A 13325-nucleotide genomic window follows, 5' to 3' on the forward strand; every position below is an offset into this window, starting at 1 on the left:
GGGTCGGGGCATGAGCATCGAAGCGCGCGGACGCACCCTCGTCGACCTCCACACCGACCCCGAGCTGCTGAGCGTGGTGAACGTCTGGGACGCGGTCTCGGCGTCCACCGTCGCGGCCCTGCCCGCCACCCGCGCCCTCGCGACCGCGAGCCACTCCATCGCCGCGACGTTCGGCTACGAGGACGGCGAGCGGATCCCGCTGGATCTGCACCTGGGCATGATCGCCCGCATCGTCGCCGCGGTCGAGGTCCCGGTCTCGGCCGACCTCGAGGCCGGTTACGGCGACGCGGGCGAGACCGTCCGCCGCGCGATCGAGGTCGGCGTCGTCGGCGCGAATCTCGAGGACCAGGCGAAGCCGCTCGCCGACGCGCTGCGCTCCGTCGAGAAGGCCGTCGCGGCCGCCGAGGAGGAGGCCGTGCCCTTCGCCCTGAACGCGCGGACCGACGTGTTCCTGCGCGCGGGCGACCGCGACCGCTCCGAGGTCCTCGCGGACGCCGTCGAGCGCGGCCGCGCCTATCTCGACGCGGGCGCCACCTGCTTCTTCGTGCCGGGCCTGCTCCAGGACGCCGAGATCGAGGCGCTCGTCGCCGCGCTCGGCCGGCAGCGGATCAGCGTGATCGGCGTTCCGGGGTCGCAGTCCCCCGCCCGCTTCGAGGAGTGGGGCGTCGCCCGCATCTCGTACGGTCCGTGGACGCAGCGCGTGGCGCTGACCGCCCTGCAGGACACGGCGAGCGCCCTCTACTCCGGCGGCGCGCTGCCCGAGGGCACGCGGGCGCTGAACTGAGCACCGCCTGAGCCTTCCGGGACGGGGGCGCCCTCCCGGGCGTAGCGTGGGCCCATGTTCCGAGCCATCGTCGTCGAGCAGCAGGACTCCTCCGACACCGCCGTCCCGAACCGCGCCTCGCTCGTCGAGCGCGACGAACCCGATCGTGCCCACGGCGACGTGGTGGTCGCCGTCGAGTACTCGAGCGTCAACTACAAGGACGCCCTCGCACTCGCAGGCCGTCCCGGCATCGTCCGGCGCCCGCCGCTGGTCGCCGGGATCGACCTCGTCGGCACCGTCGAGTACGCCGACGGCGCGGCGGCCGAGCGCTTCGACTCCGGCGACCGCGTGGTGCTGAACGGCGCCGGGCTCGGCGAGCGGGTCGACGGGGGGCTCGCCGAGAGGGCCCGTGTCGGACTCCGCCTCGCTCCTGCGCCTGCCGGGAGCGATCTCCTCGGCGAGGGCCGGGGCGATCGGCACCGCCGGCTTCACCGCGATGCTCGCGGTGCTCGCGCTGGAGAAGCACGGCATCCGACCCGGCGCCGGGCCCGTGCTCGTCACGGGAGCGGCGGGCGGAGTCGGCTCGATCGCCGTCGCGCTGCTCGCGCGGCTGGGCCACGAGGTCGTCGCGTCCTCGGGCCGCTCCGTCGAGCAGGGCGACTTCCTGCGCCGCCTCGGCGCCGCGGAGGTCGTCGATCGTGCCGAACTGCAGGACGCGGGCAAGCCGCTGCAGTCCGAGCGCTGGGCGGGCGCCGTCGACTCCGTCGGCTCGCACACGCTCGCCAACGCGCTCGCGCAGACCCGCTGGGGCGGCGCCGTCGCGGCCTGCGGACTGGCGCAGGGCCCGGACCTGCCGACGAGCGTGATGCCGTTCATCCTGCGCGGAGTGACGCTCGCGGGCGTCAACTCGGTGGAGGCGCCGCGCAAGCTCCGCGAGGAGGCCTGGCGGCGCCTCGCGCACGACCTCGATCTCGAGCTGCTCGACGAGCTCACGACGACGGTGTCGCTGAGCGGCGCCCTCGACATCGCCGGGGACGTCCTCGCGGGGAAGGTGCGCGGCCGAACGCTCGTCGACGTCCGGGCGTGACCGCGCGATCGCACCGGAGCGGGTAACCGCGCCGAAACAGGGCCTGCGTAGGGTCGGCCGCATGAGCACCGGTCGCCACGAGCTCAGCCGGCATCGGCGAGCGCCGATGGGAGTGAGCGCAGGTACCACATCGGGATCGCACCGGGAGAGGTGTCGACCGTGGCCCTCCTGCCGGGCGATCCGTTCCGCGTCCCGATGATCGCCGAGTTCCTCGACGACGTGCGCGAGGTCGCGCACAACCGCGAGCACCTCACGATGACGGGGACCTACAAGGGCCACCCGATCACCGCGACCAGCACCGGGATGGGCTGCCCCTCGACCGCGATCGCGGTGGAGGAGCTCGCGCGGGTCGGAGTGACGTCCTTCATCCGGGTCGGCAGCTCGGCCGCGACGCAGCCCGGCATCGAGCCCGGCGCGCTGCTCGTGAGCGAGGGCACGCTGCGCAACGACGGCACGTCCGCCGCGTACGCGCATCCGGGCTTCCCCGCGGTGCCCGATCTCGCTCTCACGTCGGCGCTGCTCGAGGCGACGCGCGAGATCGCCGAGCGCGAGGGCGTGCCGGTGCACTCGGGGATCAACGCGAGCGACGACGCCTTCTACGCCGAGACCCCGGAGTGGATCGCGACGCTCGAGCGCCACGGGATCCTCAACGTCGAGATGGAGTCGAGCGCGCTGTACGTCGTGGCCCGGCTCCGCGGGCTCCGTGCGGGCATGGTCTGCGCCTGCTCGAGCAACCTGGTCGACGGGGCGAGCCTGTACTCGGGCACGAAGGAGCGCCTCGCGCAGGGCTGGCGGCTCAGCATCGAGGCCGCCCTCGAGACGGCGGTGCGGCTGAAGCTCTGACGGCGGGGTCGCCGATCCGGGTGCTACTCGGCGGCCTCGGTGGCGCCGCTGGGCTCTGCCGAGGCGTGGCCGACGGAGGGGTCAGCGCGAGGAGTGCGGGGCTTCGGAGCGGGCTTCGACGATGCCTTCCCGGCGGCGCCCTCCTGCGAGGTCGGCTTCGACGCCGGCGGCCGCTTCTTCGGCACGGCCTTCTTCTCGGCCACCGCCTCGGCGGCCGCGGACGTCTCGGCCACCGCCTGAGCAGTGTCCAGCGCCGCGTCCTCGGCGGGCGATGCGGGCGGCACGCTCGCTCGGTCGGCCTCGGCCGCTCCGGCCGCCTCTGTCTCGCGGGCGACCGCCGCCTCGTCCGCCGCCGCCAGCCGCGCCGCGGCCTGCTCCGCGACCTCCGGGACCACGACGAGGTCGTCGGTCTCGATGATCGGGATCGCCGCCGTCGTCGGGCCGAGCTGCAGGGCCGCGATGAGCTCGGGAGCGTGCTTCGTGCTGATGATCAGGCGCGACCAGTCCTCGTCGACGAGATCGATCACCACGGCCGCGGCCGTGCGCTTGATCAGCAGGAAGTCCTTGCCGCCGTGGAACTTCCACGTGCCGGCCGCGATCGTGAGCGGTACGGCCGTGCCCGGGGCGCGGATGCCGCGGACCCAGATCCACGGGTCCTCGGTGACCGTCGCCGAGCGGATGCTCGCGATCGATCACGACGTCTCCGCGATGGAAGGCGAGCAGGCGCTCGGCCCTCGTCAGGCGCAGTTCGAGGCGGTCGGGGAGCACGGTCACGACGGGCATGCCTCTAGTCTGCCCCGAGTCCCCGCGGATCGCGCGGCGGTGCGACCATGGAGCGATGCCGATGGATCCCGACGAGCTGCGACGCCTGGACGCGCTGCTGGCCGAGCGGCAGGACGAGGCGCGCCGCGAGGCGGCCGTCCTCGACGAGGCCCTCGCCGAGCTGCTGCTGGCCCGCAGCGACGGCACGGCCGACGACGAGCACGACCCGGAGGGCACGCCGCTCTCGGCGGAGTGGTCGCGGATGGCCGGGGTGCGCGACGCTCTGACGCGGACGGAACGAGAGCTCACCGAGGCCCGCCGCCGGGTCGGCGAGGGCGGCTACGGCGACTGCGCCTCGTGCGGGCGGCCCATCGGGTCGGCGCGCCTCGGCGCCCGCCCGACCGCGGAGCTCTGCATCGACTGCGCACGGCGGGCCGAGCGCTCGCGCTGACCCTCGTCCGCCGGCCCTCGTCCGCCGGCCCCTCATGCGCCGACCCTCGTCTGCTGGCCCTCATGCGCCGACCCTCGTCTGCTGGCCCTCGTCTGAGGGCGTGCACAGTCAGCGGCTCGGGGAAGCGCGGGTGCGTCTGCGAGAGTTCGCAGGTTGTGCCGCCGTGCCTGTGCCGCCGTGCCTCCGCGGTGCGTCCCGTGCGCTCCTCCACTTCCGCTCGAAAGGCCCACCCCATGACCGAGACGTCGACAGACCGCGGCGCGACCGGCGCCCTCCCGCTCCCGACCGCCGGGCCTGGCGCTCGCTGGTCGTCCTGCTCGCGGGCATGTTCATCGCCCTGCTCGACACCACGATCGTCAACGTCGCGCTGCCGACCATCCGCACCACGCTCGACGCCTTCGGAGTCGACCCTGTCGTGGATCATCTCGGGCTACGCGCTGGCCTTCGGCCTCGCCCTGATCCCGGCCGGGCGCCTCGGCGACCGCTTCGGCCACAAGTGGGTCTTCGTCAGCGGAGTCGCGCTCTTCACCGTCGCGAGCTTCGCCTGCGGCCTCGCCGCCGACGACGTCCAGCTCGTCGTCGCCCGCGTCGTGCAGGGCCTCGCGGGAGGCATGTTCGTGCCGGCGGTCAACGCCTACATCCAGCTGCTCTTCCGCGGTCCGTCGCGAGGCAGGGCCTTCGCGATCATGGGCGCCGTCCTCGGCGTCTCGTCGGCGCTCGGCCCGATCATCGGCGGCCTGATCATCCAGGCCTTCGGCGACGAGAACGGCTGGCGCCTGGTGTTCTGGGTGAACCTGCCCATCGGAGTCGCGACGCTGATCGCCGCGGCGCGCCTGCTCCCGGCCCGCCGCGAGCTCGAGTCGGGCCCCCGCGCACCGAGCGGCGGTGTCGACTGGCTCGGCCTCGTCCTGGTCTCGGGCGGACTCGTCGCACTGCTCGTCCCGCTGATCCAGGGCGAGGACGAGGGCTGGCCGCTCTGGACGATCCTCTCGATCGCCGGCGGCGCCGTGCTGCTGGCCGCCTTCGGCGCGTGGGAGGTCCTGGTACGTCCGCCGCGGACGCACGCCGCTGGTCCCGCCGTCGCTCTTCCGCCACCCCGCCTTCACCGGAGGCGTGATCCTGGCCCTGGTCTACTTCGCGGCCTTCACGAGCATCTTCTTCACGATCTCGCTGCTCTGGCAGTCGGGTCTCGGCCACACGGCACTCGAGTCCGGACTGGTCTCGATCCCCTTCGCCATCGGCAGCATCATCAGCTCCTCGCAGAGCAACCGCCTCACCGCGCGTCTGGGGCGCAACGTCCTCGTCCTCGGCAGCGGCCTCCTCGCGATCGGCCTGGCCTGGGTGTGGCTCGTGCTGCTGACCGCGACTCCGGACTCGATCACGAACTGGCAGCTGCTCGCTCCCCTGCTGATCGCGGGACTGGGCAACGGCTTCTTCATCGCCCCGAACGTGCAGTTCATCGTCGCCACCGTCGACCCGCAGGACGCGGGTGCGGCCAGCGGAGTGATCTCGGCCATCCAGCGCATCGGCTCGGCCGTGGGCATCGCGGTGATCGGCAGCGTCCTCTTCGGAGGGCTGGTCATCACCGGACCCGACACCGTGGCCTCCGGGTTCCTCGACGCCGCCGCACCCGCGATGCTGCTCAGCACCCTGATGGCCGTCGCGGCCTTCGCGCTGGTGTTCGTCCTGCCGAAGTCGGTCTCGCGCCGCTGAGGGCTCCTGCGGGGCGGCGCCGCCGCCCCGCAGGAGTCCCTACGGACGCGCCGCCGCAGCCGCCTTCGCCGCCGCGGGCAGGGCGTCGACGATGCGCCCGATCGCGGCGTCGTCGTGCGCGGCCGACACGAACCAGGCCTCGAAGACCGAGGGCGGGAGCGAGACCCCCGAGTCGAGCATCGAGTGGAAGAACGCCGGATAGCGGAACGCGTCCTGCGCCTGCACCTCGGCGTAGTCGCGCACCGGTCGCCCGAGGTCGGTGAACACGAAGCTGAACAGGTTGCCCGCCGTCTGCACGGTGTGCGCGACCCCCTCGGCCGACAGAGCGGCCGACACCTCGCGCTGGAGGGTCGCGGCGGTGGCGTCGAGGGCGGCGTAGACCGCGTCGTCGGCCAGCTGCAGCGTGCGGATGCCCGCGGCCACGGCGACCGGGTTCCCCGACAGCGTGCCCGCCTGGTACACGGGTCCCAGCGGAGCGAGGTGGTCCATCACGTCCGCTCGGCCGCCGAGCGCGGCGACCGGCATGCCGCCCCCGATGACCTTGCCGAACGTGTACAGGTCGGCCCGGTAGGGGGTCTCGGCGTCGCGGTTCTCGAGGCCCCACCATCCGCCGGCGCTCACCCGGAACCCGGTGAGCACCTCGTCCATGATCAGCAGCGAGCCGTTGGCGTGCACGAGATCGGCGAGGGCCGCGTTGAAGCCCGCCTCGGAGCGACGACGCCCATGTTCGCGGCCGCCGCCTCGGTGATCACCGCGGCGATCTCCGGAGCCGCGCTCGGCGAGGACGGCGCGCACGGCGTCGAGGTCGTTGTAGGGCAGCACGATCGTCTGCGCGGCCGTCGCGGCCGTGACACCGGCCGAGGCGGGCAGCGACAGGGTGGCGAGTCCGGAGCCGGCGTCGGCCAGGAGCCCGTCGGAGTGGCCGTGGTAGTGGCCCGAGAACTTGATCAGCAGATCGCGCCCGGTGACTCCGCGGGCGAGCCGGATCGCCGTCATGGTGGCCTCGGTGCCGGTCGAGACGAGCCTCAGCTTCTCGATCGGTGAGACGCCGCCCGCGGTGATCCGCGCCTCGACGAGCTCGGCGAGCTCGGTCTCGGCCGGGGTCGACGCACCGAACGAGAGCCGCGCGCGGCCGCTTCTTGCACCGCCGCCACGACCTCGGGGTGGGCGTGGCCCAGCACGGCCGGGCCCCACGAGCAGACCAGGTCGACGTACTCGCGCCCGTCGGCGTCCGTGATGTGCGGACCCGAGGCCGAGACCATGAAGCGGGGCGTGCCGCCGACCGAGCGGAAGGCGCGGACGGGCGAGTTCACGCCGCCGGGGATCGCGTGCCGGGCACGCTCGTACAGGCTGTCGTTCGCCGAGACGGCGTTCACCGGGGAAGTCACCCTCCACGATACGGCGCGCTCGCTGCGCGCCCGGTGGACGAGGAGGGGCGGCGATCAGCGCTCGAGCAGATCGCGGGCGATCAGCGCTTCAGCAGATCGCGAGCGATCTCGACCGCCCAGTAGGTCAGCACGGCGTCCGCGCCCGCACGGAGGATGCCCGTGACGGATTCCAGGATCGCCGGCTCGCGCGAGATCCAGCCGTTCGCGGCGGCGGCCTCGATCATCGCGTACTCCCCCGACACCTGGTACGCCCAGACGGGGACGTCCGAGACGGCGGCCACATCGGCCAGCACGTCGAGGTAGCTCATCGCGGGCTTCACCATCACGACGTCGGCGCCCTCGGCGAGATCGAGCGTCGCCTCGCGCAGACCCTCGCGGCGGTTGGCCGGGTCCTGCTGGTAGGTGCGGCGATCGCCCTCGAGCGTCGACTGGACGGCCTCGCGGAACGGCCCGTAGAAGCTCGACGCGTACTTCGCCGAGTAGGCGAGGATCGCCGTGTCCAGGTGACCCGACTCGTCCAGCGCACCGCGGATCGCTCCGACCTGGCCGTCCATCATCCCCGACAGCCCGAGCAGGTGCGACCCCGCCTCGGCCTGCGCGAGCGCCATCTCCTCGTAGCGCAGGAGCGTCGCATCGTTGTCGACCCGGCCGTGCTCGTCGAGGACCCCGCAGTGCCCGTGGTCGGTGAACTCGTCCAGGCAGAGGTCGGTCTGCACGACCAGAGCGTCGCCGACCTCCGCCACCACCGCGCGGGTGGCGGCGTTGAGGATCCCGTCGGGATCGGTCGCGCCCGAGCCGACCGCGTCGCGGGTGGTGGGCACGCCGAACAGCATCACGCCGCCCAGTCCCGCCTCGGCCGCCTCGGTCACCGCTCCCCGGACGCTGTCGAGCGAGTGGTGCATCACCCCCGGCATGGAGCCGATCGGACGGGCATCGGTGATGCCCTCCGCGACGAAGAGGGGGAGGACGAGCTGGGCCGGGTGGATGCGGGTCTCCTGCACGAGCCGGCGCATCGCCGGGGTGGTGCGGAGTCGCCGCGGACGGATGGCGGTCATGCTCCAAGCCTAACTCCGCTCGGATGAGCGGCTCCTGGAGCAGAACTCTGCTGAGTGAGGGGTTGCTCCGCTGTCGGGTGGCACCCCCTGCTCTCGGCTGATGTTCCGCGACGACCGCCGCGGTCAGCGGCCGGCGTGCTCCGCGGCGACGCGGGCGACCGCGTCGATCAGGGACGAGGCCGAGCGCTCGTCGGCGACGATGTCGACGCGGAGGCCGAAGGCGCGCGCGTCCTTGGCTGTCTGCGGGCCGATGGCCGCGACGAGGGTCGATTCCGGGATCGGGCCCAGCTGGCTCTGCACCTGCTCGGCGACGCTCCCCGACGTGACGAGGATCGCGTGCACCGCGCCGCTCGCGACATCGGCGACGACGCGGTCCTCGACGGGGACGCCGACCGTGCGGTACGCGACGACCGAGCGGACGTCGTGGCCGATGCGCGTGAGGCCCTCGGTCAGCAGCGGCTTGGCGATCTCGGAGCGGAGGGTGAGGACGCGCAGCGGGTGCTTGCCGCCGGTCGCCTCCTCCCACTCGGCGAGGAGACCGCGAGCGGAGTTGTCCTCGGACGGGACGAGGTCGACGGCGTAGCCGGCGGCGACGAGCGCGGCGGCCGTGGTCTCGCCGACCGCAGCGACGCGGGTCGCCGGGGGAACCGTGGTGCGCAGCAGCGACAGGACGTCGACGGTGGTCGCGCTCGTGACGGTCATCCAGTCGAAGGCACCGGCCTCGAGGTCGGCGAGGGCCTGCTCGAGCGCCGGGAAGTCGTCGGTCGGAGCGAAGTTGATCATGGGCGCGACGACGGGCGAGGCGCCCTTGGCGCGGAGGGCCGCGGCGACGCCGTCGCCCCACGGACCGCCGCGGGGGACGAGCACGCGCCAGCCCTGCAACGGCTTCTCCCACTGGGAGTAGGCGGCGGGGACGATCACGAAGGGGCTCCCAGGGGTGCGAGGTCGGCGGCACCCGCACCGAGGAGCGCGTCAGCGAGCAGGGAGCCGCAATGGAACGCGGCATCGACGACGGGCAGTTCGCGACCACCATACTGCGGATCCGCCGAATGTCGACCTCCGCCGATCGAACCGTTACCGACCCGCTCCCTCACCTCGCGGCCGAGCGAGGCGGAGCCGTCGGTCGAGAAGACGACGCCGCGCAGCACGACCTCGTCCCCCGCGACCGAGGCGGTGGCGCCGATCGGAGCGGCGCAGCCGGCCTCCAGCGCGGCGAGCAGGCTCCGCTCGGCCGTGATCGCGGCGCGGGTCGGAGTGTGCTCGACGGCGGCGAGGGCCGCGCGCAGCTCGTCCGACGGCTCCTCGTCGCGGACCTCGATCGCCAGAGCGCCCTGTCCGGGCGCATGCGGCGAGACGTCGAAGTCGAGCAGCTCGGTGATCGCCTCGGTCCGGCCGAGCCGGGTGAGCCCCGAGACCGCCAGCACGATCGCGTCCAGAGCCGAGTCGCCCTCCTCCGTCACCCGGCGCAGGCGCGTGTCGATGTTGCCGCGGATGTCGACGATCTCGAGATCGGGGCGGGCCGACAGCAGCGCGGCGCGACGCCGCGGGGAGCCCGTGCCGACGCGCGCTCCCGGTTGCAGGGTCGCCAGCGTGCGGCCGTCACGGGCGCAGAGCGCGTCGCGCGGATCCTCGCGCTCGGGGACGGCGCCGAGGACGAGCCCCTCGACGGGAGCCGTCGGCAGGTCCTTCAGGGAGTGCACGATCGCGTCGCAGCGCCCCGCCAGCAGCGCGTCCCGCAGGGCGCTCACGAAGACGCCGGTGCCGCCGAGGGACGCCAGCGAGCCCGTCATGCGGTCGCCGTCGGACTCGATCCGCACCAGCTCGACGGGCACGCCCGCGGCGGCAGCCATGCGGTCGGCCGTCATGCGGGTCTGGGCGACGGCGAGCGCACTCGCGCGCGTGCCCACCCGGATGCTCACGGACGCACCTCCGTCACGGGGCGATTCCCGCGAGCGCGGGCTTGAAGCCGGCGCGGACGTTCTCGCAGCAGCCGGGGCGGCAGACGTCGTACCAGGGGCCGAGCGCCGTCATCGACGGGCGCTCCTCGGTCGGAGTGCCGTTGACGCGCTCGAGCACGAGGTCGACGAGGCCGGACACGTAGACGGGGTCGGTGCCGGGGGTGGCGACGCGGATCGCGACGAGCCCGTTCTCCTCGGACGTCTCGAGCGCCTCGTTGTCGAGGTCCCACATGACCTCCATGTGGTCCGAGACGAAGCCCAGCGGCACGATGAGGACGGCCTTGCGGCCCCGGGCGGGCAGCTCGGCGATCGCGTCGTTGATGTCGGGCTCGAGCCACGGCTGCGTGGGCGGGCCGGAGCGCGACTGGTAGACGAGCTGCCACGGCACGTCCACGGTGGTGGCCGCCGCCATGACGACCTCCGCCACGGCGAGGTGCTGCGCCTCGTAGGCGCCGCCCGGACCGAAGCCGTGCACGTCGACGACGGTGCCGTCGTCGTGGCGCTCGTGCGGTCCGCTGCGCTCGGCGTCGGCCATGGGGATCGAGTGCGTCGAGAACAGCACCTCCACCTCGGTGGCGAGGTCGATGCCCGGGAGGCGCCCCTGCAGCTCCTCGAGACCGTCGTGCACGGCCGTGACGAACGGCATGACGAAGCCCGGGTGGTCGAAGAACTGGCGCACCTTGTCGATCCGCAGCTCGCCCTCCGAGGCCGGTGGCGTCGAGCGCCGCGGCGTAGTCCTCGCGGTACTGACGGCACGACGAGAAGGAGGAGTAGGCGCTGGTCGCGATGGCGATCAGGTTCGAGAAGCCGCGCTCCTTCGCCTCCGCCACCGCCTCGCTCATGTAGGGGGCCCAGTTGCGGTTGCCCCAGATCACGGGGAGGTCGATGCCGCGCTTCTCGAGCTCGGCCTCGAGGGCCGCCTTCAGCGCGCGGTTCTGCGCGTTGATCGGGCTGACGCCGCCGAAGTGGCGGTAGTGGTGGGCGACCTCCTCGAGGCGCTCCTCCGGGATCCCCCGGCCGCGGGTGACGTTGCGCAGGAACGGGATGACGTCGTCCTGCCCCTCCGGTCCGCCGAAGCCTGCCAGCAGGATCGCGTCGTAGGCGACGGGCACCTCGACGTGCTCGGGTCCGGACGCGGCGGGCGGAGTGGCCCCGCGGACCAGGACGCCGTCGGTCGTCGGGGAGTCGGGGGTCGTGTCGCTCATCGGAGCACCTCTGCGATCTGGTCGGCCTCGATGCGCCGACCGGTGAAGAACGGGACCTCTTCGCGCACGTGACGGCGCGCCTCCGTGGCGCGCAGGTCGCGCATCAGGTCGACCAGGTTGACGAGCTCCTCGTCCTCGAGCGCGAGGATCCACTCGTAGTCGCCGAGCGAGAAGGACGCCACCGTGTTCGTGAGGACGGAGCGGAAGCGCGAGCCCTGACGGCCGTGCTGGGCGAGCATCGAGCGGCGCTCCTCCTCGGGGAGGATGTACCACTCGTAAGAGCGGACGAACGGGTACACCGTCAGCCAGCGGGCCGGATCCTTGCCGCGCATGTACGCGGGCAGGTGGTTCGAGCTGAACTCGGCGTCGCGGTGCACGCCCATGGCGTTCCAGGTGGGAGCGAGACCCGCGAGCAGGTCGGTGCGGCGCAGGACCCGGTAGCCGCGCTGCAGCTCCTCGGGCTCGGAGCCGACGAGCCAGAGCATGATGTCGGCGTCGGCGCGCAGGGCCGAGACGTCGTACGTGCCGCGCACGGTGACGCCCTCCTCCGCGAGCCGGGCGACGACGCGCTCGTACTGCTCGGCGGCCGGGGCCAGGGCGTCGTCGGAGAGGGTGAGCGGACGTACGGGGTCCCTGCGGAGAACCGCCCAGAGCGTGTATCCCAGGGGCTGATCGGCGGGGGCCTGATCGGCGGGGGCTGCGGCGAGGAGCGGCAGCGTTCTCTTCGCGGGCGGACTGAACGGGACCCGCCGTTCCGGCGGTCTGATCGGTCATTGATCCATCATCCCTCCGCTCGCGCGGATGCACAAAAGCGTCGACGGCTCTGGCGCCCGGGGCTCCGGAACGCTAGCGGTGGCGCACGCACGAGCGGCCGCCCCCGGAGGGACGGCCGCTGCGGAGTGCGGAGTGGCTCAGTCTTCGGTGACCTGCTTGACGACGCCCCAGACGAGGAGTCCGACGGCCGCCGCGACGCCCGCCGCACCGGCGATCAGCGCGGACGGGTTCTGCCGGCTCACGACCCGGAACTTGCGCTCCAGGGTGCGCTGCGCGTCCTTCACCTTGCGGGGGACGTTGATCTTGTACTCGATGGCGTCGAGGGTGGCGGCGAGCTCGGTGCGCGCGCGCTCGATGTCGGCCTTCAGCTGGTCGGGCTTGAGCTCGGCCGGGTCGACGAAGCGGGGGTGGTGGTGCTCACGTCAGTGGTCATAGGTTCCGACTCCCTTGAACGCCTGGACGTCCTTCTTGATGCTCTCGATCGAGTCCTGCGGGACGGGCGGGACGGCCTTCTTGATCGACTTGACGCCGACCAGGGCGAGCACCACGGCCACGATCAGGAAGAACACGGTGACGATCAGGGCCGACAGCCAGGCCGGCAGCCACGACGAGATGCCGATGATCGCGAAAGTCACGAGCGTGGCCCACGCGGTCAGGAGGAGGAAGGCCGCCACGGCGAACAGCGCCACCGCGAGACCCGCGTTCTTGGCCTTGCCGGACAGCTCGTTCTTCAGGGAGGCGAGCTCGGCCTTCACGAGCTCGACGACGAGCCCCGGGAGGTCGCCGACGAGCTCGCCCAGTGATCGGGCGTTCTTCGGATTGCGTTCGTTCACCACGGGAGCTCCTCGAGGTCGGGACGTGCCGGCCCGGCACCGGTCGATGGGGCCGAGCGGATGGGGACTAGGCCTTGCTCGTGGGGGTCGACGACGCCGAGCCCCCCGAGCCGGCCGAGGCCGCGGCCTCGTCGACCTTCGCGGCGGCGCGACGGGCCGCAGCGGTGGCCTCGGCGTCGCTGGAGCCCCGCGACTTCTTCCCGCCGGCGACCGCCTTCGAGACGACCGTGCGGACGAGCTCGTACGCCTTGTCCGACACGGTGTCGAGCTGCGTCTTCGCCGCTCCGCCGACCGCTCCCGCGACGTCCTGCACCGGCTGGGTCTGCCAGAACCGGTTGGCCGCCGCGGCGATCTGCTCGTACCGCTTGCGGCCCGCACGTGCTCCCAGCACGTATCCGGCTGCGGCTCCTGCCACGAAGATGATCTTGCCCTTCACGCCTACTCCTCGTCCTGGGCCGCTCTCGCGGCTCGTTCACGCGGTCGATGACCACTC

At 73.0% G+C, this 13325-nt stretch carries 13 protein-coding genes and 4 pseudogenes; 6 read left to right on the forward strand and 11 right to left on the reverse strand.

Features of this window, described 5'->3' with window-relative positions; all coding sequences use genetic code 11:
• Window positions 1-10: 10 nt before the first annotated feature.
• The 3 genes and pseudogenes from AC0CII_RS10565 to AC0CII_RS10575 all read left to right on the forward strand — a co-directional run bounded on the left by AC0CII_RS10565 (window position 11) and on the right by AC0CII_RS10575 (window position 2693).
• Window positions 11-784, forward strand: a complete 774-nt coding sequence (locus AC0CII_RS10565; RefSeq protein WP_465227769.1) for an isocitrate lyase/PEP mutase family protein — start codon at window positions 11-13, stop codon at window positions 782-784.
• A gap of 54 nt (window positions 785-838) precedes the next feature.
• Window positions 839-1850 (forward strand): annotated as a pseudogene (locus AC0CII_RS10570) (MDR family oxidoreductase).
• A gap of 159 nt (window positions 1851-2009) precedes the next feature.
• Entirely contained in the window at window positions 2010-2693 is a 684-nt protein-coding gene (locus AC0CII_RS10575; RefSeq protein ID WP_465227767.1) for a nucleoside phosphorylase, read from the forward strand.
• A 23-nt stretch (window positions 2694-2716) separates the two neighbouring features.
• Here AC0CII_RS10575 and AC0CII_RS10580 read toward each other — a convergent pair whose 3' ends face one another.
• Window positions 2717-3223, reverse strand: a complete 507-nt coding sequence (locus AC0CII_RS10580; protein ID WP_465229396.1) for a hypothetical protein — start codon at window positions 3221-3223, stop codon at window positions 2717-2719.
• Between the two features lie 308 nt (window positions 3224-3531).
• Between AC0CII_RS10580 and AC0CII_RS10585 the strand changes: the two genes are divergently transcribed.
• From AC0CII_RS10585 to AC0CII_RS10595, 3 genes and pseudogenes are all read left to right on the forward strand, one after another.
• The gene (locus AC0CII_RS10585; RefSeq protein ID WP_465227765.1) at window positions 3532-3906 is read left to right on the forward strand and encodes a TraR/DksA family transcriptional regulator; all 375 of its coding nucleotides are present in this window, start codon (window positions 3532-3534) and stop codon (window positions 3904-3906) included.
• Between the two features lie 233 nt (window positions 3907-4139).
• Window positions 4140-4877: pseudogene (locus tag AC0CII_RS10590) on the forward strand (MFS transporter); the annotation flags it as partial.
• A 97-nt stretch (window positions 4878-4974) separates the two neighbouring features.
• Window positions 4975-5619, forward strand: a complete 645-nt coding sequence (locus AC0CII_RS10595; RefSeq protein ID WP_465230871.1) for an MFS transporter — start codon at window positions 4975-4977, stop codon at window positions 5617-5619.
• Window positions 5620-5658: 39 nt separating this feature from the next.
• On the opposite strand, the gene AC0CII_RS10600 is transcribed toward AC0CII_RS10595, so the two are convergent.
• From AC0CII_RS10600 to AC0CII_RS10645, 10 genes and pseudogenes are all read right to left on the reverse strand, one after another.
• Entirely contained in the window at window positions 5659-6813 is a 1155-nt protein-coding gene (locus AC0CII_RS10600) for a glutamate-1-semialdehyde 2,1-aminomutase (protein WP_465229397.1), read from the reverse strand.
• A pseudogene (locus tag AC0CII_RS10605) lies at window positions 6798-6881 on the reverse strand (hypothetical protein); the annotation flags it as partial. The pseudogene AC0CII_RS10605 and the gene AC0CII_RS10600, both read right to left, overlap by 16 nt.
• 206 nt (window positions 6882-7087) lie before the next feature.
• Window positions 7088-8062: a porphobilinogen synthase gene (hemB, locus tag AC0CII_RS10610; protein WP_207403072.1), complete on the reverse strand. Its 975-nt coding sequence runs from the start codon at window positions 8060-8062 to the stop codon at window positions 7088-7090.
• Between the two features lie 123 nt (window positions 8063-8185).
• Window positions 8186-8980 carry a uroporphyrinogen-III synthase gene (locus tag AC0CII_RS10615; RefSeq protein ID WP_465228128.1) on the reverse strand — a complete coding sequence of 265 codons (795 nt, stop codon included), beginning with the start codon at window positions 8978-8980 and terminating at the stop codon, window positions 8186-8188.
• Window positions 8980-9981 carry a hydroxymethylbilane synthase gene (gene hemC / locus AC0CII_RS10620; protein ID WP_465227762.1) on the reverse strand — a complete coding sequence of 334 codons (1002 nt, stop codon included), beginning with the start codon at window positions 9979-9981 and terminating at the stop codon, window positions 8980-8982. Before hemC ends, AC0CII_RS10615 begins: the two co-directional genes overlap by 1 nt.
• Before the next feature lie 13 nt (window positions 9982-9994).
• Window positions 9995-11225, reverse strand: a pseudogene (locus tag AC0CII_RS10625) (ferrochelatase).
• Window positions 11222-11941, reverse strand: a complete 720-nt coding sequence (gene hemQ / locus AC0CII_RS10630) for a hydrogen peroxide-dependent heme synthase (RefSeq protein WP_465230872.1) — start codon at window positions 11939-11941, stop codon at window positions 11222-11224. Before hemQ ends, AC0CII_RS10625 begins: the two are co-directional and overlap by 4 nt.
• A 195-nt stretch (window positions 11942-12136) precedes the next feature.
• Window positions 12137-12367 carry a DUF3618 domain-containing protein gene (locus AC0CII_RS10635; protein ID WP_242682899.1) on the reverse strand — a complete coding sequence of 77 codons (231 nt, stop codon included), beginning with the start codon at window positions 12365-12367 and terminating at the stop codon, window positions 12137-12139.
• Window positions 12368-12421: 54 nt separating this feature from the next.
• Entirely contained in the window at window positions 12422-12835 is a 414-nt protein-coding gene (locus AC0CII_RS10640; RefSeq protein ID WP_077224022.1) for a phage holin family protein, read from the reverse strand.
• 64 nt (window positions 12836-12899) lie between these two features.
• Window positions 12900-13268: a hypothetical protein gene (locus tag AC0CII_RS10645; RefSeq protein WP_465229398.1), complete on the reverse strand. Its 369-nt coding sequence runs from the start codon at window positions 13266-13268 to the stop codon at window positions 12900-12902.
• Between the last annotated feature and the right edge of the window lie 57 nt (window positions 13269-13325).

It is taken from the genome of Rathayibacter sp. AC182 (assembly GCF_979253875.1).